Origin of the sequence: Streptomyces buecherae, assembly GCF_014295035.1 — a bacterium.
In the GTDB taxonomy this organism is placed as follows: Bacteria; Actinomycetota; Actinomycetes; order Streptomycetales; family Streptomycetaceae; genus Streptomyces; species Streptomyces youssoufiensis.
In genome coordinates this window covers 6,226,884-6,247,102 of record NZ_CP060404.1, presented here as the reverse complement: position 1 = coordinate 6,247,102, position 20,219 = coordinate 6,226,884, and the positions used below count along the sequence as shown (strand labels likewise).

The window sequence follows — 20,219 nt, the reverse complement described above, 5'->3', positions numbered from 1 at the left end:
GCGTGGGTCACTGGGGCTGGCCTGCCAGATCGAGCACGTTGCGGGTGATCTCCAGTTCGCGTTCGGCGAGGTCTCTGCGACAGGCGGGCGTGGAGGGACTGTTGATGATCTGGAGCTGTTTGCGCTGGTGGGAGTCGTAGATCGGCAGGTGTTCGGGGCCGATCATGCTGTTGGCGCATCGGTCCGGCCGGCATCGTTCGTCGAGAGGGCCCACGTGCCCTTCGGGGACGATCGCGTTCTCCAGACAGACGGCGCCGACCGGGTTGGCGTGGTCGGCGGTGCAGTTGTTGAGCATGCCGAAGCGGATGTGGATCCTGGTCGTTCGCAGAAGGGTCTCGGCGGTGCGGGCGTCGCCGTTGCGGGCCTTGACGGTCGCGGCGATCTGGTCGAAGGCGTCCTTGACGCGCTCGGCGCCAGGCCCGAACCCGATCTCTTCGCCTTCTGTATGACGGTGGTAGAGATCTTTGATCTTGCGGAACTTGACGTTGTCCAGGGCGCCTTCGAGGTATTTGACCCACTCGGTGTCGGATGCGGCGTAACTCTGTGTGGTCGCGTTGGCGAAAGCCCGTGCGGCGATGTGCTTGAGCTGGATGCCGGTGGCGATCTCGGAGCCGGGGAACTGGTCGGTGAGCATGGCCATCGTGCGGCGGAACATGTGAGGCCGGATGTAGGTGGTGGGGATCTCATCGAGCCCGGTCCTGGCGCGGTTGGCGTTCGAGAAGGCCACGAACGCGGCCAGCATCCTGACTCCGAGGATGGTGCCGTCCTGCTTGCTGGCGGTGACCGGGGAGAAGATGCGTTCGGGGTGCAGGGAGATCGCTTCGGCGACTGCGAGGGCCTCGACGACGGGCTCGGTAATCCACCAGTGCTTGCCGGGGCGCTGGGTGGTGCCCTTGATCTTGGTGGAGGCAATCGCGGGGGTGCTGTAGTGCTCGACGACGGGATCTCGCAGGATCTCGTGAATCTCAGAGTCGCGCATCATGGACAGGCCCACGACCAGCACGAATGCCGCATCTCGCAGTGCCGTTTTGAGGTCATTCAGGGCCCGGCGTTCGAGGCCGGGGTGCCATCCTCCGGTGCTGCCGTCCGGCCGAGTGACCTGGCGAAGCTCCCCGGTCAGGGCATGGGTTGTGATCCGTCCCGCAGCCGCCGCGTCCAGGACGAGCACCCGGCGTCGCTTCGATGCGTGGGAGCCCCGAGAGAAGGCATTCGCGCTGGTGGATGCGTCGATGCCCAGGAGTAGTAGCAGCAGGTTCCAGTTCACCTGCGGGGTCTGCCTCTTCGATGTCACGGGATGGACTGGGACCTTGTTTCGGAGGTCGGCGAGCCACTCCTCAAGTCGTGCGTCGATGCCGACCGTGGACGAGCCCGCGACGGCCAGAAGCTCACTGACGCGACGGTCAGCGCGCAAGACGTCAGGGGCGAACTCGTGGATGTAGGCCCAGGCGGATCTGATCAACGGGAACCAGGTCTGCGGCGGAACAGCGGGGGTGGAGAGCTTCGCCACCGACCTGTTCCGGGTATCACGGGCGACACTGCGGGCGCTTCGGCCCGGCCACGGATCTTCAGCGGGCCAGGGAAGACTGAGGGCCGACCCGGCGGCCGCCAGGCCCTTGAAAGTGCCCACATGGCCTTTGACCGTTCCCTCGGCGATGCCCGTGGCAGCCAGGTCGGCGATGCGTTGCCGCAGGTCCTCCACCCTCCATCTGTCGGGGTATGCCGACAGCCCGCGCTCACGGCCCCAACGTGCTGCCGTTCGAAGGCGGGAGGCGATGTGGTTCAGGGTTCGCGGGTCACCGGCCCTCTCCAGGACGACACCGCTCTTGAGGACCTGGCGATGCCGTGGGTTGAAGGAGAGCATGATGAACTCACGAGCCAGCAGATTCCAGTACGGGTCCTCGAGCTCCAGGCTGAAATTGATCTTCCAGCCACTGGCGGCGATGTTGGCGGCCTTCTTGAGAACTCCGTTGAAGTCCCAGCAGCGCGTATCACCGAACCTGGGAACGTTGGCGCCGGGCAACAGCGAGCGGGCTGTGACAACTGGTTCGTCGTCCCGGAACAAGGACGGGCGTCGCTGCAGGGGCAGGGTGACGATCATGCGTCGAACTCCGTGTTCGCGGCCAGTGGCAGGTCAAGGACGGCCTGGCCGGCCTCGATGTGCTTGAGGGCAAGGGCGATCTCCTCGGGTGTGCGGTCCTCCAGAACAGCTCGGAGGTTCACCCAGCTCTGCCCCCATAGCCGGGCGAAGACCGGCGGGGTCAGGATGGTGCGAAGTCTTTCCAAGTGCCTTTGGAAGAGCAGAAGTTGAGGCAAATTGGAAGGCATGACCCAGGCATTGCGGCATTCCAGACAGCGCAACGGCGCGACGGCGCAGAGCTCACCGGGGCGACTGTAGGGGCCCTGGTAGGGGTCCTTGCAGTGAGAGACACCCATATCGAGCTGGCCTGCCAGGATGGCCTCGGCCTCCTCGGCGGACAGGCCGGTGTCCTTGAGCAGGTCGTGGTCGACGACCGTGGAGGAGTCGGGGACGACTGTCGGGCCGTCGACGCGGGCGAGTGCGTTGTCGAACCAGTGCTGCTGAGCCGTGGCGATCGTCCGGCCGGACAGGATCCGAAGGGTGGTGCCCTGCGCGTAATGGATGGCGAAGGCTTCCTCGGTGTGATCGTCTGCTGCGTCGCTGATGCGGCCTTCGGTCACGATGGCCTTCTCGACCTTGACCGATTTCCGAAGGCGGCCGATGTGCCGGTCGCCCTTGATCGCGACGCCCATGGCATCGAGCCAGTGGCTGAAGTTGACCCGGGACTGAGGATCCCACTTGCCGAACTCGGCTGTGAAGCGGGACGAGACTGCGGCGGCGACGAAGAGCGTGTCGGTGACGTGGGGCGCCTTGGCGCGGGTCCGGGCAGTGATGTCCAGGAGCTGGCGGACCACCGCACTGGCCTCGCGCCGGGGCCGGTCCATGGTGACCTGGTCAGCATTCGCGCTCTGCGGTTGCGGCCCGTCGGCGGGTGCGGGCTGGTCTCGAAAGGCCCTGTGCCGCAGCAGTCCGGCTCGGTTCTTGAGGAGAGTGAGCCGGACTCCCTTCGGTAGGAACTCCACCTGATTCTCGCCGAAGCCGGTGACTTCTTCCGAGGTGTAGCCGGTCGCGTCCATCAGCAGGACACGGAAGGCATGCAGGTCAAAGGTATGCGGATACAACCTCGCGAACAGTTGTCTCACCAACTGCTGTCGCGCCGACTGCGGAACGAGGTCCTGGCCGGGGCGGGTGGCGAACGCCTTCAGTTCTGGTGGCCATTCGCGGGACGGAGGTATATGCCGGCGAACGTCGTCGGGGGTGATCTGCTCGTTGGCCAGCCCGTGGAGCAGGTCGGCGATGCTGGTCCAGCTGCCCACGTCGGGGTGCTGTCCTTGCTCGGCCAAAGCCCAGCCCTCGTCCAACCGCTTGCGGATCGCGTGAACACTCTGCCATGCGGTGCGGACCAGAGCCTGCTTCTCCGACCGCGAGAACTCGTCCCGCTCAGTCTTCTTGCCGGCTGCGAGAAGTGCGGGCCCGCGGGCCCACCTGGCCAGGTCCGGTGCAACAGCACGATCGGAGTGGTCATCGCGACGCACGATCAGCAGTCGCAGCGCGGCGGCCAGCACCGAGGGATAGGTCGAGCTCGGAGCGTAGGACTCGGGCAGGGACAGTTCCCAGCCGATCAGCAGGTCAAATAGACCGTGATCGGCCAGACTCACCGCCTCTGCCTCCGGCCCGAGCTTCTCGTCGACGTACTCGCAGAAGTGGTGGATCGCCATGACGTAGACCTTCGCGTGAGCCGTGATGGCAGTGGCGGCCACATACTCCACCCACTCGTCCGCCAACTGCATGGTCAGTCGTGTGCAGCGGAAGACGGACGGGTCCACTGACAACAGCCCGCTGGGGAGCATGATCACTCGGGGCCCCACTCCACCGGGCGGAACAGGATCCGCCAAAGCCGCAAGCAGGCGCTCGCGTTCCTGCTTGTTCCAATACCTCCGGCGCGGCTTCGACATCAGCGAACGCCCTTCGTGCCGGCCAAGGCGTGGGAGGCGATCTCAGCGTAGGTCGCCTCCTCGTCGCCGACCCAGCTGGAAAACGCGGCCTCGAACTCGTTGATCAGGTCATCCGTGTACTGGAGGTACTGATAGGTGGTCTCCGGGTTGGAGTGACCGAGCCGACGGCTGACGATCAAGAGCGGATTGTGCCGGATATGCCCCGTCAGGTATGAGCGGTGCCGACGGCGGCGAGCCTGCATGTCCGGCTCCTCGCCGTCCATGGCGTTCTCCAGATAGGTCAGCAACTGCAGAGCGTACGTGTGCCTCAGGTCGTGCCATCTCCAGCGCCGGGTGGGCAGGTGCGGGGTGGTCCGGTCGGCGAGTTCGGTCATGCGCGTCCATGCCCGGTGGCGGTAGCCCTTCCAGGCGTCCGCCCCCGGCATGAGCCCGCCGCGGCAGACGAACAAGGACAGCGCCTCCAGGCCGAACTCGCCCTCATGCACGGCAATCCGCCGCAGCTTGGCAGGCATGGCGGACATCTGGAACTCGCGCACGACGCCGTCCAGGATGCCCCGCACTCTCCCGCCGGCGACGTCGACCTCACCGACGACAAACAAGTCACGTGCCTTGCGCTCCAGACCTCGGGCGGCCCTGCGGACGATGTCCGGACGCTCCAGAAGGCAGAACAGGTCTGCGGAGGCGACCGCGTCCTCGGGGACGTAGACGGTGCGGGCTTTGCCATACTTCGCGCAAGCCTGAACCGTGTATTCTGCGGCCCCGCCCGGCATCCCGGGCCACAGCCCCATTTCGGGAAGCAGCACCGTCGACCACTCCCGCCACCGTCCCCCCGTTCCCAGGGCCAGATCGGAGCCGGCCCGGCCACGCAGCGGTGACCATCCGCGAAAGCGCTGGTCAACAGTGGCGTCGGGCAGCTGTCCTCCTAGTCCCACGTCCCGGAAGTACCGGTACTGCTCGAAGTTCAGATGCCGGATGTCCATGCTGGAGCGGACCTGCGGCGCCAGCGCGTTGCGTCCTCGTGCCGCCACCCGAGCCGGCCGGTGCGTCAGGATCTTGCGGTCGACGAGGAACCCGTAGAGGTCGTCCTGGACGAACGACTCCTTGCCCCACGCCGACCAGCCGATCGGCTTCTTCTGCCACCGGGTCCTCTGGTCTCGGTACGAAACGAGATCAGACTCCACGGCCAACAGCACGTCGCTGCCCAGGCCCGCGAGGTGGTCATCCAGGCGGCCGACCGCCCGTCCGTAGTCCTTCAGCGTCGTCTCGTCCAACAACGCCGTCGACAGATACCTGCCGTACTCGCACAAGGGCGGCACCGGCATCTGCGTCTCCTCGTCGAGGAACACCGGCGTCCCATCGAGCACACCCCTCCGCTTCAGCAACGCCTCCACCTCCGCCGCGGAGATGACGTCACTATCCAGGAACCTCTCCAGCAGCCCGGACTGTACAAAGGCAAGATCCACTCTGGCCCCTCCCCAGGGACCCGGAGAGGAACTCCCGTCGGCTCACCTGTCTCGTACCGCCACAACGGATCGAGACTGAACCACAGATCTCATGAGACAGATCTGAACAGCGGAAAGAAGAAGTGGGTCAGCACGATGAGCGGAATCCGCACGATGCCCAGGTCCCGTAGGCAGCGGTCCACCGCGCCGGGGTCCGGCCCCGCGTCGACGACCACCGCCGTGCCCTCACCGGCGGCCAACACCAGCGCGTCGCCCTGCCCCACGTCACACGCCACCATCCGCCAGTCGGGCGGCGGCCAACCGGTGATCACCCGGACCAGGGGCGCCGGGCGCACGACAGCCACCACCAGCAGCAGCGCGCAGACCGCGCACAACCAGGGGTGGCGCAGGGCACGTCGGGCCAGCGACACGACGACGACCGTGACCCCGGCCAACAGCAGCGCGCCGCCCCAACTGCCCGGCCACCTCACGCCCGCGCCCGGCAACCCCGCGCCCGTGCGGGCCACCGAGGCCAGCCACTCCACCGGCCACCCCGCACACCAGGCCAGGCCCACCGCGAGCGGCGGAGCCAGCGGCCCCACGGCCAAGGCGGCGAAGCCGAGGACGGTCGCGGGCGCGACCGCCAACTCAGCCAGCAGGTTGCAGGGGATCGCGACCAGGCTTACCCGGGCCGCCAACACCACGACCACCGGGGCACACACCGCCTGCGCCGCAGCCGCCGCGGCCAACACCTCCGCCAGCCGCCCCGGCACGCCGCGGGCCCGCAGCGTGGCGCTCCATCGCGGGGCGATGGTGAGCAGCGCACCCGTGGCCAGGACGGACAGGAGGAAACCGTAACTACGGGCCAGCCACGGGTCGTACAGCAACAGAGCCAGTACGGCAGCGGCAAGCGCCGGCAGCAGCGTCCGGCGGCGTCCCGTCCCGATGGCGATCAGAGTGATCAGGCCGCAGGCGGCGGCCCGCAACACGCTCGGCTCGGGGCGGCACACCACCACGAAACCCAGGGTCAACACGCCGCCGAGCAGCGCGGTCAGCCGGAGCGGCACCCCGAGCCGAGCGGCGAGTCCGCGCCGCTCGGCCCTCGCCGCCAGGTGTGGCGGCCCGACGAGCAGCGCCAGCACGATCGACAGGTTGCTTCCGGAAACGGCCAGCAGGTGCGTCATGTCGGTGGCCCGGAACGCCTCGTCGAGGTCGGGTGGCACCCGCGAGGTATCGCCTACGACGAGGCCCGGCAGCAGCGCTCTCGCGTCGGCACTCAGCCCGTCGGAGGCGGCCCGGAGACCGGCGCGCAGCCGCCCCGCCGTGCGCTGGAGGTCGCTCGGCCCGGCGAGCACCATGGGTGGGCGCTCGTCGTCGGTGCGCAGCACAGCGGCAACGCGATCACCGTCACGGGTCGGTGGCACCACTCGTGCGCGCACCCGCAGCCGCGTCGAGGGCAGGAGGCCCCGCCACCGCGCGTCCACCGTCGCGTATGGCTCACCGGGGCCGCGGGAACCGCCCTGGCGCGAACGCCCGCCGAGCGTCGCCTCGGCTCCGCCATACGCCGCCGATGCCTCACCCGCCCGGGCCATGCCACGCAGGTCGACGATCAGCAGCACCGGCGTACGCGTCCGCACCACGCGCTGGGCAGGGCCACCGCCTGCCCGGTGGGTTGGTGTGTGCTCCGCTGCCCTGACCGTGGTCGCCACGGCATCGATGGCGAGGGCCGGTGGGGTGGGCGCCGGGCCGCGGACCCGGGGTCTGATCAGGCGCGGATCGCCAGTGACGGTGAGGTCGACTTCTGCCTCGGCATGTTCTCGGGCGAGCTTGGGGATGGGCCCTCGATGGCTGTCCGCCGCGTGGAGAGCCGCGACGGCGGCCGTCGCGGTAGCGCACAACAAGGCGATCACCACCGCGGTCGCACTTCCCGCCCGACGGCGAACCCTTGCCACCCCCACCTGGCTCAGCGCGTCCGACCGCCGGACCAGGCGCCAGGTAACGGCCAGCAACACCGCCGCGGCTGTGAGGGCACCTGCGCAGCAGGCCGCAACCGACGTCGGGTCTGCCTCAAGTGCCAGGGCGGCGGCCAGCCAAGCCGCCAACACAGGCGGGACCAGCCGAAGGTCGGCCGGCCCCTCAACGTCCCGCGCACCGGCTAGAAACCCACGACGGTCTGCCGCTCCGCTCCTCCCCGCCGCAGCGGTGGTCGTCGCGGCCGTCACGTTGGCTTCCGGCCCCGCAGTCGGCACGGAGACCGCGCTGGCCACCGCACGGGACGGGCCGCTGGGCGTGGCAGGCCCCCTGCGGGCTGACCTGCCGTGGGGGTGCGAGGAACCCGCCTCCCGGGTCTCATGGCCAGTCATGGTTGGACGAGGGGGCGTAGGTCGGCGAACCGCTTGTCGCCGATACCGGTCACTTCGCGCAGTTCCTCAACGGAGTCGAACCCACCGTGCTGATCCCGGTAGTCGAGAATGTGGCGCGCGAGGACGGGGCCCACCCCGGGGAGGCCGTCCAACTGCTCGGCCGTCGCGGTGTTCAGGCTGACGGGAGCCCCCGCCGTTCCTCCGACCGCGGCGCCGACGCCGGAACCCGCCGAGAGACCCGGCACACCGGTGCTGGGCATGCCGTTCCCGCCGACAGATGACGCGCCGCTCACCGGCGCGCCACCTGCGCCTGGCCTGACGCCGACGGCGATCTGTTCCCCATCGACGAGCACCCGCGCGCGGTTCAACTCGCCGAGTCGCGCACCGGGTTCGGCTCCCCCAGCCGCCTCGATCGCGTCGGCCACGCGCGAGCCGGCTGGGAGTCGGCGCACACCCGGCGCGCGCACCTTGCCCGCCACATCGACCACAACGGTCCGGTCCGCGCCCGCGCGGCGCGCCGCCGTGGGCCTCGTCTCCGCGCCCGGCTGCTGCCGGCCCGACACCGGCTTCGCGGGCGGCTGCTCGGCAGGCGCACTCACCGTTTCCGGGCGTCCGGTCCAGAAGTGGTGCACAGCCATGGCCACCGCCGCCAGCAGAACCACGACCACCGCGACCAGCGCCTTGGGGCGAACGGCACACCGCTCCTGGAGCCACAACGGCAGCCGTTCAAAGACCGCCAGACGCAGGTCACGCAGGCGCGAACCGGGGCTGGCACGGCCCGGCGGGGTGGCCGGTCGCTGCTCCCCGCCTACCCGTCCGTCGGACTCGGTTTCCTCAGCGGACGCACGGTCGCCGCGCTCATACGGCGCGCGTCCGCCGCGCTCGGCGGGCGGGTCTCCGACGCCGGCATTCGGGACCCTCCCCGCAACGGCCCGGCGGGCCGAGCCGTCGCCATGGAGGTCGCCATCGCGGGGAGCGCCGTGGGTGAGGTCATCGTCGCGCCCCATGTCGCCCTCGCCGGCACGCCGCGTGGCCGTACCTTCCGCGTCCTCCGGAGTTACGGTCCCGTCTCCCGTCTCACCCGACGGAGCTGGGGTCCTCATTCGGGCCACGACGCGGGCGCCCGCTGGGGCGGCGTGCCGCCCCGACAATGCCCCGTCAACATCATCGGCCGTTCCCCAGATGCCGAGGTCGTCCGCGATCGGTCGCCTCGCTCGCGCATCGGGCCCCCACGGGGTTGGCCCCGTCGTGGTCACCGCCGTCGCCCCGGACGACGCGTTCCTGTGCATCGGCTCCTCCCCACGCCGCGCATCCGTCTCAGCCCGCACTCCGAACGACCCCGCCATCGGTGGCACGGCGCTCGCGGCGTGAGGAGCCGGCTCACCTCCAGGCGACCCAGCCACCGCGCTCGTGCGAGGTAGCCCGCTTCCGGCCTCTTCACCCGTCCCTGACGGCCTGAGGCCCGCCGCCGTCTCGGTCGCGGAGGGGCTGGCGCGCCCCGGACCACCGGTCAGGGTTCGCGCTGGTTCTGTCCGCTCCCAACCGGGCGCCGGCCGTCCATCAACTGGTTGTCTCGCCTCGCCAGACACCTGTGAAGGCTCACTCGGTCCCAGCAGCCCGGAGGCCCGTGCGCGCACCACTCCGCTGCCCGGCGCCCGCTTCCGTTGGCCGCCACGCTCGCCGCGAGCGATACCGGTAGACGGCGCTGGCCCGCGCGGCCCGAGGCCGAGGCGCCGCTTCGGCGCACCGTGAGTTCCGGAGCCGCCGAGCAGTCCCGCCACAAGTCCCGTGCTCACTGTCCGTGTTCGGTTGCTCATGTCGATCGACGGTAAAGACCCGCCAGCGATCCCGCTGAGACTTCCCGCAATCCGTGGATAACCAAGGCCCTGTGGAAAACACGGTCACCCGTGCGAGCGCACATAGGTCCGACAACTTCCGCTGGGACCAGGCGTGTTGCTTTACTCGTGACGTGGCACGGCGCCGAGGTCTGCGGAGCTGGCGACGGCGAGCGGTGGGTGGCCATGGGCGGGCGCTCGGCCCGCACACGCGATCATTCGTCGACTTCACAGCCGGCCACGCAGCGCGACCCGATCACAGTGAGTGAGAGATGAGAGCGAGGGAGGAGGCGTTCACCGTGCGTCTGCGGGCGAGGGGTGCGCCTGTGGGCCGGGGGTGGTCCAACTACTCAGCAGGCACAGGGCTTCGGCTGTGACCGAGCCGGGCTCCGCGTTGTAGACGCACAGGGTTTGGTCTGGATCGCCGGGGGTTTGGAAGGACTCGCATGAGAAGGGAGGTGACCGACCACGGGGTGCCGATAGGGCTTGGTACCACGGGTGCGACGCAGGACACGATGGTCGTACCACCAAGCCGTGAACTCCGTGCAGTGCAGGGCGAGTTTTCCACGACATCGGCGAGCCGTCGATCGTGAGATGGCGTCCGGCTTCGGAGCGGAGTACGGCGACCGTCTCAGCAGCGACCTGCTCCCAGTCCGCCACACGGCACCGGGCTTACGGGTCGAGCAGGTAGTAGCGAGCAAGGTTGCGTTGAGGGGCGGCGAGGGTGTCGAAGTCGGTCAGCACGTCGCGTGCCAGCCGGTGAGCGGCCAGCGCATCGGTGCACCGACCAAGGATGAAGGCGGGACGTGGTCCAGGGCGCGGAGCATGAGGTGCAGGTCGGGGCGGACTCGCTGGGGCCCCGTGGAGGAACGGTGAGACGGGGTGGGGCGCGCGAGGAGGTCGGCAAAGTGCTCGCGCTCCGCGGGGTCGAATTGGAGGTTGCGGGCCAGGGACTCGATGACTTCCAGGGAGAGGGAGAGCCAGCACGGCCCTGTTCAAGACGGGCGTCGTACTCGGTACTGACACCGGCGAGGCGGGCCACCTCGCCGGCATCAGCAGAGATCGCACACCACAGCTCTGGGACAGGGAGGCCACTATCAAGGTCACAACCGACTCGGGAACCAGCTCCGCACTGGCCAGGTGGTCGCCGCGCGGTGGGCCAGGGGGTAGAGACGTCATACGACTTGCGACGCGTCAACACACGAGGCAGCAGCCGGCACGTGGGCAAGGGCTGGCTGATCCGCTGCCGCGTACCCAGCGCCGTCATCGCGAGTTCGTTGCCGCCTCCGCCCGGCCAGCCACCGGTCACCGCCCTGGCCCCCGCCCCCGGGCATGCCCACCAGCCACCGGTCACCACCCCAGACCACCCGGCACCGGCCACCGGGCACACCCCGACTCCGGGCCACCACCCCGAGGCACGGCCATCGCCCACCGGGCCCCGGCCACCGGGTTCAGCGTGGCGAGACGACCGCGCCGAGGAGACCCGGCCCCGTGTGGGCACCGATCACCGCGCCTACCTCGCTGACGTGCAGTTCCACCAAGCCGGGCACCCGTGCGTCCAGGCGTTGCGCGAGTTGCTCGGCGCGTTCGCTGGCCGCCAGGTGGTGCACGGCGATGTCGACCTCCTGCACGCCCGAGCGCTCCACCACGATCTCCTCCAGGCGGGCGATGGCCTTGGAGGCGGTGCGCACCTTCTCGCGCAACTCGATGCGCCCTGCGTCGAGTTGGAGCAGGGGCTTGACGGCCAGGGCCGACCCCAGCAGGGCCTGGGCGGCGCCGATGCGACCGCCCCTGCGGAGGTAGTCCAACGTATCGACATAGAAGTAGGCGCAGGTGCCAACCGCTCGCTTCTCGGCTGCGGCCACTGCCTCGCTCATGGTGCCGCCCGCCGCCACGGCCTCGGCAGCGGCCAAGGCGCAGAAGCCGAGCGCCATGGCCACCATGCCCGTATCGATCACGCGCACGGGAACGGGCGCGTTCTGTGCGGCGAGCAGCGCCGCGTCGTACGTGCCGGAGATCTCGGATGACAGGTGAAGGGAGATGATGCCGTGGGCGCCGGCGTCGGCGGCCCGTTGGTATGCGGCGGCGAACGTCGCCGGGCTCGGCCTGGAAGTCGTGACCGAGGTCCGCTTCTGGAGTGCGTGGGCAACGGAGCGGGCGGAGATCTCGGTGCCCTCTTCCAACGCCTCGTTGCCGAGCACCACTGTCAGGGGGACGGCGGTGATGTGATGTCGCTCCATCGCCTGCTGCGGCAAGTAGGCCGTGGAATCGGTGATGATGGCGACATGGCGGGACATGGTTCGCAGGCTATCGGTGGCTGGCCAGTGCCGATAGCTGGGGGTGATCGGCGCCGGTCACGACTCCGCTGCCGGGTTGCGAGAGAGGACGCGGGCGGAGCCGACGCGGGGTGCGTTGGTCCCGTCGGGCATGGTTCCGCTGCTCATGTGGTGTTCTCCGGACGGGCGGCCTGCTGCCAGGGGTAGGTCTTCCGGAGCCTGGGATCGTCGGCCGTCAGGGCCCGTGGGCCAGGGGCGTCCGTCTCTTCCACGCCGTCGCCCCCAGCGTGACCGTCCGCAGCATGTGCCCCGGCCCCAGCTTCCGGTCCCGGCCCCGCGCTGGCCGCGGCGGTCGTGCCGGACTGCTTCCCGGGCCGCTCGCTCGACGGCCCGGCCGCTGTCGCTCCCGCGCCGGACGGTGCCCCGCCGGAAGCGCCAGGCGTGCCCGCGGGGCCGGCCGGACCGCTCACTCCGGAGGGAGTGCTGGTTCCGGTAGCGGCGTCGGCCGCTCGGTCGATGTCCTCCGCGAGGCGCTCGGAGCGCCAGTGCCGCAGGGCGGCGGCCTCCATCTGGATCTGACCGTCCAGGTCGGCTAGGTCGTCCTCGGCGAAGCGGCCAGCTCGGTCCTGGATCGCCCAGCGCAGCGAGTCGGCGGAGCGCGTCACTCGTTCCGTACGCTCGCGCAGTTCCGGCAGGCGCGCGGCGATGCGGCTGCGGTCGGGCTCGGCCTCCAGACGTCGCAGGTCGTCGTCCACGTCGTGGCCGTGTGCGCTGAGCCGCTCGAAGAGGGCCAGCGACTCGGAGAGCGAGGCGTCCTCGGAGGCGGCGGCGTCCAGGGCCTCCCGGGTCGCGCGCATCGACGTGCGCAGCGAGATCCGCAGCTCGGCGATCTCCGCCACGGGGCCGAGCTGCGTGTACTGCTTGGCGCGCAGTTTGGTGTCCTCGACCGTGCGCCGGGCCTGGCTGACCGTGCGATCGACACCCCGCTTGGCCGCCTTGACCACCTTCACGGTGGCGTACACGCCGGCGAAGACGCAGAGCAGGAAAAACAGCCCCAGGATTGCCACTACGGCTTCCATCGCGCTCCCGCGAGTCTCGGAGGTCAGCAACACCGCGACGACGTCGCGGCCGGGGTTCCCGCGCACGGGGCCCGACGACGACGGCCATCGCCTCCTACCGTAAACCGCGCGGGCGGCCTGTGGGTTCCCCGTGAACCCGCAACCCGCCCCTAGGTGCCATCCCCGAGGCGCACGCCCCGTACCAGTGCGCCGGCCTGTTGCCAGGTCTCGCCACGGCGCGAGCCCTGGTCAGGGCCAGCCCTCGGGTACCGGGCACTGGGTACGGCCGACCCGTAGCGGCAAGCCAGTAGCCAGTACCGCCCGGGATGACCGTAGGCAGCGCGGCGAGGCAACAGCGAGAGCGCGGGCAGCAGCACAGCCGCGTGCGGCGTGGGCAGCCACCCAGCGCACAAGAACAGCCCTGTGCCCACGCCTACGCCCAGCACCAGCCATCACCACCAGCGGAGAGCGGCAGTCCACCCAGACAGTCCGCCGAACAAAGGCAGCCAGAAGACGGCGACGCCCAGCAGCCAGCCCATCACGGTCAATCACCAGGCCACCCGCGGCCAAGGCCACAGGCCACACCACTGACGCACAAAGACACCCAGCAGCCACCGCCGCACAGCGGAACCCCCAGCCCGCAGCAGGCAACCCGCAGACAGCAGACAGCAGACAGCAGACAGCAGACAGCAGACAGCAGAACTCAACCACCAGCACAGCAGCCGACCGCTGCTACCCCGCATTCATCACCCACTCACCACCACCGCACCGCACGCCACCACCCAGCAAGGCCCCCGCTCCAGAGCAGCAACCCCGCACGCCGCCCCGGCCCGCACGCGCCAGCACCCCGAAGCCGTCAGCCGGCATCCAGCGGAACCCACGACCAGGACGGCCCGCCGCCTTCACGGGTGCTGGTCAGCTCGACGAAGCGCGGGGACAACATCGACGACAGGTCACGACAGACCTGGCCCGCAACGCTGCCCCGCAACGCAGCTCCGTGCCGAGCCCCAACCAGGCCCCGCCAAGCCCCGGCCGAACCCAACCGAACCCGGCTGGACCCAACCGGACCTGACCGAACCGAACCGGTCCCAACCGAATCCGACCGGGCACAGCCGATCCCAACCCGGCACGGCCGGCCCCAGAGCGCGCTGAGCAGCAAGAGGACGCACGGCCGTGCGGACCCCTCGGCCGCACATCACCCACCGGTCGTCGTCTCACCCACGACCAGACCGCACACCACCCACCGCCCGAGGTCACGCACTCCACCGCAGCCCGGGGCGCCAGGCCCGCCCGTCCACCGGCCGGCACACCCACCGCCCCAGGCCACGCACCACACCCCAGCCCGGGGCGCCAGGCCCGCCCGCCCTACCGGCACGCCGCCCACCGGCCCGCCGGCCGGCCCGCCCACCGGCCGGCACGTCCGCTGTCCAACAGGCCGGCCACACGCATCACGCCGGGACGATGTTCACCAGCTTCGGCGCGCGGACGATCACCTTGCGGATGCCCGCGTCGCCGAGGGCGGCGATGACGGCGGGGTCGGCCAGGGCGCGCTGTTCCAGTTCCTCGTCGGAGATGGTCGGCGGCACCTCCAGGCGCGCCTTGACCTTGCCCTTGAGCTGCACGACGCAGGTCACGGCCTCGTCCTGGACGTAGGCCGGGTCGGCGACGGGGAACGGGGCGTGCACGACCGACGTCTCGTGGCCCAGCCTGCGCCACAGTTCCTCGGCGATGTGCGGGGCCAGCGGCGCGGTGAGCAGCACCAGGGACTCGGCCACCGCCCGCGGCACCTCGCGCACCTTGGTGACGTGGTTGTTCAGCTCGGTGAGCTTGGCGACGGCCGTGTTGAACCGCAACTGGGCCAGGTCCTGCGAGATGCCGTCGATGGCCTTGTGCAGCGCGCGCAGCAGCGACTCGTCCGGCTCCGCGTCGACGACGGTGACCTCGCCGGTCGCCTCGTCGACGACGTTGCGCCACAGCCGCTGCAACAGCCGGTACTGGCCGACGACCGCCCGCGTGTCCCACGGCCGGGAGACGTCCAGCGGACCCATGGCCATCTCGTACAGGCGCAGCGTGTCCGCCCCGTACTCGGCGCAGATCTCGTCCGGGGTGACGGCGTTCTTCAGCGACTTGCCCATCTTGCCCAGCAGTCGGCTGACCTGCTCGCCCTGGTAGTAGAACGCGCCATCGCGCTCCTCCACCTCGGCCGCCGGCACGGCGATGCCCCGGCTGTCGCGGTAGACGTACGCCTGGATCATGCCCTGGTTGAACAGCTTGTGGAACGGCTCGGACGAGGAGATGTGGCCCAGGTCGTGCAGCACCTTGGACCAGAAGCGGGCGTACAGCAGGTGGAGTACGGCGTGCTCCTGGCCGCCGACGTACAGGTCGACGCCGCCGGTCGGCTGGCCCTCGCGCGGGCCCATCCAGTACTGCTCGACCTCCGGGTCGACCAGTCGGTCGCTGTTGTGCGGGTCCAGGTAGCGCAGCTCGTACCAGCACGAACCCGCCCAGTTGGGCATGGTGTTGGTCTCGCGGCGGTAGCGCTTGGGGCCGTCGCCCAGGTCCAGTTCGACGTTGACCCAGTCCGCGTTGCGGGACAGCGGGGTCTCCGGCGAGGTGTCGGCGTCGTCCGGGTCGAAGGTGCGCGGCGAGTAGTCCTCGACGTCGGGCAGTTCCAGCGGCAGCATCGACTCGGGCAACGTGTGGGCCACGCCGTCCTCGTCGTAGACGATCGGGAACGGCTCGCCCCAGTAGCGCTGGCGGCTGAACAGCCAGTCACGCAGCCGGAAGTTGACCGCGCCCTCGCCGATGCCGCGCTCGGTCAGCCACCGCGTCACCTTGGCCTTGGCGTCCCGGACGACCAGGCCGTCCAGGGTGACCTCGGCGCTCGCCGAGTTAATGATCTTCGCCTCGTACGAGTCGAACGAGTCGTCCCAGGTGCTGGGGTCGGTGCCGCGGTCGTCGCTCGGCTCGACCACGCAGCGCATGGGCAGCTCGAAGGCGCGCGCGAAGGCGAAGTCGCGGCTGTCGTGCGCCGGTACGGCCATGATCGCGCCGGTGCCGTAGCCCATCAGCACGTAGTCGGCGATGAACACGGGGACCCGCTCGCCGCTGATCGGGTTGGTGGCGTACGCGCCGGTGAAGACGCCGGTCTTGTCCTTGGCCTCGGCCTGCCGCTCCACGTCGGACTTGGCCGCCGCCTGCTTGCGGTAGGCCGCGACGGCCTCGACCGGGGTCGCGAAGCCGCCGGTCCACACGTCGTGCGTGCCCTCGGGCCAGGCGGCCGGAACGATTCGTTCCACCAGCTCGTGCTCGGGCGCCAGCACCATGTACGTGGCGCCGAACAGCGTGTCCTGGCGCGTCGTGAAGATCGTGATCCGCGCGTCCCCGTCGGCCGCGACGGGGAAGTCGACGCGGGCACCCTCGCTGCGGCCGATCCAGTTCCGCTGCTGGAGCTTGATCGCCTCCGGCCAGTCCAGGGCGTCCAGGTCGTCCAGCAGCCGGTCGGCGTAGGCGGTGATGCGCATGTTCCACTGCCGCAGCTTGGCCTTGAAGACCGGGTAGTTGCCGCGCTCGGAACGGCCGTCCGCGGTGACCTCCTCGTTGGCCAGCACGGTGCCGAGCCCGGGGCACCAGTTGACCGGCGCGTCCGAGGCGTAGGCCAAGCGGTAGTCGCCCAGCACGCCCGCGCGCTCGGCGGCGCTCAGCTCGCTCCAGGGGCGCCCGTCCGGGGTGGCGCGCTCGCCGGACGCGAACTGCTCGACCAGCGTGTCGATCGGCCGCGCCTTACCCGCCCGCGGGTCGTACCAGGAGTTGAAGATCTGGGTGAAGATCCACTGGGTCCACTTGTAGTACTCCGGGTCGATCGTCTCGATCGACCGGCGGTTGTCGTAGCCCAGGCCCAGCCGGCGCAACTGGCGCCGCATGTTCGCGATGTTGGCCTCGGTGGAGACCCGCGGGTGGGTGCCGGTCTGCACCGCGTACTGCTCGGCGGGCAGGCCGAAGGCGTCGAAGCCCAGCGTGTGCAGGACGTTGTAGCCGGTCATGCGGTGGAAGCGGGCGTACACGTCGGTGGAGATGAAGCCCAGCGGGTGGCCGACGTGCAGCCCCGCGCCCGACGGGTACGGGAACATGTCCATGATGAACTTTTTGGGCCGCTCCAGCACCGCCCCCGGCTCACCGGCGCCGGCGCGTCCGGCCAGGTCACCGGTCGGGTTGGGGACCTCGTACGTGCCGTTGGCGTCCCAGAAGTCCTGCCAGCGTGCCTCGATGTCAGCGGCCAGCGCCGCCGTGTAGCGGTGCGGCGACGCGGCTGCGGTCTCGGCCGCGGTGTGGGTCTCGCTCATCGTCCTCAAAGCTCCATCGATCGTCTCTGCCAGCGGGTACGTACGGAAACGAAAAATCCCCTCGCACAGGAGGGGACGCCGCGCCGATGCCGACCGGCTCATCGCTTCGGTCGGTACTGATCAGCGCGGCTCGCTAAGCAGAAGGCGTACGGCACGCATGGGGTCAGGTTACCGCAGCGGCTCAAGCACCCGCACCGTACGCCGCCTGGCCCCGGCCCGCCCGTACGCCGCCCCGGACCCGGCCCGTCCGGGCCCGCCGACCACCCGCGATCGACGGTCCCCCCGCGACCGACCGACCGGCCCGCGGCCCGTCACCCGCCGTGGGCCCGACGCCGCACGCCCGCGACGTCCGCCCCCACGGCCCGGCGCGCCGGCCGCCGCTCAGCCGTTGCGGAACTCCGCGCACCGGTAGGGGCCCAGCGGGTCGCCGTCGGACGGGCGGATGGTGACCTCGACGTCGTCGGTCCTGACCTCGGGGTCGAGCACGGCCTGGGCGCGCGCCATGGTGCACACCAACTGCCCGGTACCCAGGTCACGCCCGTCCGCCGGGTAGGGGCCCTCGTAGCGCACGGTGACCCGCGACCCCGAACCGGTCGCCGAGGCGCCGTTGAGTTGGACGAGCGAGGTGAGCCCGTCGCGCTGCTCGGCGGCGGGTGGGCCCTGGGCGAGCAGCTTGATCACCGAGTTCAGCTCGGTGACCTCCCGGTCGAGCAGCGGCACGGCGCGCAGTCCGCCCTCGGACGCGTAGTACAACCGCATCCCGCGCGTCAGCCCGGACGCGGGCTCGCCGGCGTCCACCACGCCGGTCGGCTGGACGCCGCAGCCCGCCAGCCCGAGCACCAGACCGAGGCCGAGCCCCAGCCCGAGCGCCCGAGCCGGCGCCGGCCCCGGCCCCCACCGCCGCGACAGCGGCCGCGCGCGGCGTCGCGGGGCGCGCTGCGGCGCGGTGCCGATCCCCGGCGCGGCGCCGGTGCCCAATGCGGTGCGCATCCCCGGCGCGGCGTCGGTCCCCGATGCGGCGATGCCCGCGCCCCCTCGCCCGTCGCTCACTCCGCCACCCCTCCCGTAGATCCCGCGTGCCCCGTACGCCCCGTAGGCCCCGTAGGCCCCGCGCCGCTCAGGCGCTCCGTCTCATCCGAACGCTCCGCGTCTCCCGCGCGTCGCAGCGGCAGCCGCAGCGTGAAGACCGCACCGCGCGGCGGTGCGCCGCCCTCCGCGCCCCGGCCGACACCCGTGCCCCGACCGACCCCGGCCGCCATGCCCACCCCATCCGCCCCACCCACCACATCAGCCCTATCAGTCCCAGCCGCCGTGTCCGGCGCATCCGCCACCTCGATGGTTCCGCCGTGCAGGCGCGCGTTCTCCAGAGCGATGGCCATGCCCAGGCCGCTGCCCTGACCGCTCGCGTCGGCCGCGCCGCGCGTGCGGGCCGCGTCCGCCTTGTAGAAGCGGTCGAAGACCCGCTCCCGGGCCCGCGGCGGCAGCCCGGGCCCGTGGTCGGCGACCGTGAGGGTCACCCACTCCCCGTCCGCCGCGCCGTCCGTGGCCAGGGTCACGATCACCGGCGGGGCCCCGTGCCGCAGCGCGTTGCCCACCAGGTTGGCGACGATCACGTCGACGCGACGCCGGTCGACCACCGCCCGCACGCCCTCGTCGAGGCGCGTGTGCACCCGGTCCGTCCAGCCGCGCAGGGCCAGCGTGGCCCGTACCGTCTCGGCGAGGTCGGTCTCGGCCGCGTTCAGGTGCGCCGCCTTCGCGTCGAAGCGGGAGATCTCCATCAGGTCCTCGACCAGCCGGGACAGCCGGGCCGTCTCCGCGCCGACGGTGCGGGCCGCCCGCGCCACGTCCGGGGGAAGCTGGTCGGCGTCCTCCTCCAGGACCGTCGCCACCATGGTCATGGCCGCGAGCGGGGTCCGCAGTTCGTGCGAGACGTCCGCCACGAAGCGGCGCGCCTTGGCCTCCTGCTCGCGCAGTTCCGCGTCCGACGCCTGGAGCGCGTCGGCGGTCTCGTTGAAGGTACGGGCCAGGTCGGCGAGTTCGTCGTGCCCCCGAACGGCGACCCGGCTCCCCAGGTCGCCCGCCGCCAGCTCACGGGTGGCCCGGCTGAGCTTGCGTACCGGACGCAGGACCGTGCCCGCGGCCAGCAGCGCCAGCAGCGCGGCCAGCACCACCACGGGCACGATGCCCGCCCGCACCGAGTCCAGCAGCGCGGCCGTGTCGTCCCGTTCGGCCCGCAGGTCGGCGATGGCGAAGACCTCAAGCCCCGAGGTACGGCGGTCGCCGTCGGCGTACCGCACGGGCATGCCGACGACCAGGTACGGTTCGCCGCGCCAGGCCACGCGCTGGAACTGGGCCTGCTCACCGGCGCGCACGGCGGCCCGCAGCTCGGCGGTGATCCGGCCGGCCGTCTCGGCGCGCGCGTCGGATACGGCGACCAGGTCCTGGTAGCGGGCGACCACGGGCCGGGCGCCGATGCCCTCCGACACCCGGGCCGCGAACCGGGACAGCGACCGCTGGTCGGGCGGTACGTCGAAGTCGGCGGCGACGACGGTGGCCCGCTCCCGGAGGTCGCTCACGGCCGCGCTCTGGGCGCGTTGCAACACGGCGGTGCGCGCGTCCCGGTAGGCGAGGGCGGTCGCGGTCGCCGCGCTGATGAGCGTGGCCAGGACGAACGTGACGACGAGCCGGGTACGCAGCCCGCCGACGAGCCGACGGGAGCGCCGCTTCACTCCCCCACCCCACACCCGTCTCACAGCACGCCACCCGCCAGCGCCCCGGCACTCCACGTACGCCCCACGCCACCTCCCACGCGCCGCGCCGCGCCCCGCGCGCCCCCGACGACTCCGACCGCGCCCCGAGCCCCACGCGCA

General features: G+C 71.1%; 11 protein-coding genes and 1 pseudogene. All 12 read right to left on the bottom strand.

Going from position 1 to position 20,219, the window contains the following annotated elements:
- Nucleotides 1-7 precede the first annotated feature (7 nt).
- Nucleotides 8-2,098 carry an integrase gene (locus tag H7H31_RS24680; RefSeq protein WP_187064867.1) on the bottom strand — a complete coding sequence of 697 codons (2,091 nt, stop codon included), beginning with the start codon at nucleotides 2,096-2,098 and terminating at the stop codon, nucleotides 8-10.
- Nucleotides 2,095-3,927 carry a hypothetical protein gene (locus tag H7H31_RS24675; RefSeq protein WP_372456004.1) on the bottom strand — a complete coding sequence of 611 codons (1,833 nt, stop codon included), beginning with the start codon at nucleotides 3,925-3,927 and terminating at the stop codon, nucleotides 2,095-2,097. Before H7H31_RS24675 ends, H7H31_RS24680 begins: the two co-directional genes overlap by 4 nt.
- Nucleotides 3,928-4,031: 104 nt before the next feature.
- Nucleotides 4,032-5,495, bottom strand: coding sequence for a site-specific integrase (locus H7H31_RS24670; protein WP_187064865.1), 1,464 nt, complete (start codon nucleotides 5,493-5,495; stop codon nucleotides 4,032-4,034).
- Nucleotides 5,496-5,614: 119 nt separating this feature from the next.
- A pseudogene (locus H7H31_RS24665) lies at nucleotides 5,615-7,837 on the bottom strand (ComEC/Rec2 family competence protein); the annotation flags it as partial.
- Nucleotides 7,834-8,844, bottom strand: a complete 1,011-nt coding sequence (locus H7H31_RS24660) for a ComEA family DNA-binding protein (RefSeq protein WP_187064863.1) — start codon at nucleotides 8,842-8,844, stop codon at nucleotides 7,834-7,836. The pseudogene H7H31_RS24665 and the gene H7H31_RS24660, both read right to left, overlap by 4 nt.
- Before the next feature lie 1,178 nt (nucleotides 8,845-10,022).
- The gene (locus H7H31_RS34860; protein WP_332112645.1) at nucleotides 10,023-10,334 is read right to left on the bottom strand and encodes an MmyB family transcriptional regulator; all 312 of its coding nucleotides are present in this window, start codon (nucleotides 10,332-10,334) and stop codon (nucleotides 10,023-10,025) included.
- A 10-nt stretch (nucleotides 10,335-10,344) separates the two neighbouring features.
- Nucleotides 10,345-10,725 (bottom strand): MmyB family transcriptional regulator, encoded by a 381-nt coding sequence (locus H7H31_RS34335; protein WP_232110360.1) that lies wholly within the window; start codon nucleotides 10,723-10,725, stop codon nucleotides 10,345-10,347.
- Nucleotides 10,726-11,123: 398 nt separating this feature from the next.
- Complete coding sequence (locus tag H7H31_RS24650) at nucleotides 11,124-11,969, bottom strand: DegV family protein (RefSeq protein ID WP_187064862.1); 846 nt, start codon at nucleotides 11,967-11,969, stop codon at nucleotides 11,124-11,126.
- A 143-nt stretch (nucleotides 11,970-12,112) separates the two neighbouring features.
- A complete protein-coding gene (locus H7H31_RS24645; protein WP_187064861.1) occupies nucleotides 12,113-13,027 on the bottom strand; it encodes a hypothetical protein in 915 nt (304 codons plus the stop codon).
- A gap of 1,427 nt (nucleotides 13,028-14,454) precedes the next feature.
- Complete coding sequence (gene leuS, locus H7H31_RS24640) at nucleotides 14,455-17,349, bottom strand: leucine--tRNA ligase (RefSeq protein WP_187064860.1); 2,895 nt, start codon at nucleotides 17,347-17,349, stop codon at nucleotides 14,455-14,457.
- Between the two features lie 381 nt (nucleotides 17,350-17,730).
- Entirely contained in the window at nucleotides 17,731-18,399 is a 669-nt protein-coding gene (locus tag H7H31_RS24635; protein WP_308284277.1) for a hypothetical protein, read from the bottom strand.
- Nucleotides 18,396-20,078 (bottom strand): sensor histidine kinase, encoded by a 1,683-nt coding sequence (locus H7H31_RS24630; protein WP_232110059.1) that lies wholly within the window; start codon nucleotides 20,076-20,078, stop codon nucleotides 18,396-18,398. The genes H7H31_RS24635 and H7H31_RS24630 overlap by 4 nt, the downstream gene beginning before the upstream one ends.
- Between the last annotated feature and the right edge of the window lie 141 nt (nucleotides 20,079-20,219).

Bases quoted from the DNA above. Each gene is read 5' to 3' on its own strand.
- H7H31_RS24675 (WP_372456004.1), bottom strand. From the start codon at position 3,927: ATGCTCCCCAGCGGGCTGTTGTCAGTGGACCCGTCCGTCTTCCGCTGC.
- leuS (WP_187064860.1), bottom strand. From the start codon at position 17,349: ATGAGCGAGACCCACACCGCGGCCGAGACCGCAGCCGCGTCGCCGCAC.
- H7H31_RS24645 (WP_187064861.1), bottom strand. From the start codon at position 13,027: ATGGAAGCCGTAGTGGCAATCCTGGGGCTGTTTTTCCTGCTCTGCGTC.
- H7H31_RS24680 (WP_187064867.1), bottom strand. From the start codon at position 2,098: ATGATCGTCACCCTGCCCCTGCAGCGACGCCCGTCCTTGTTCCGGGAC.
- H7H31_RS24650 (WP_187064862.1), bottom strand. From the start codon at position 11,969: ATGTCCCGCCATGTCGCCATCATCACCGATTCCACGGCCTACTTGCCG.
- H7H31_RS34335 (WP_232110360.1), bottom strand. From the start codon at position 10,725: ATGCCGGCGAGGTGGCCCGCCTCGCCGGTGTCAGTACCGAGTACGACG.
- H7H31_RS24660 (WP_187064863.1), bottom strand. From the start codon at position 8,844: ATGGGGCGCGACGATGACCTCACCCACGGCGCTCCCCGCGATGGCGAC.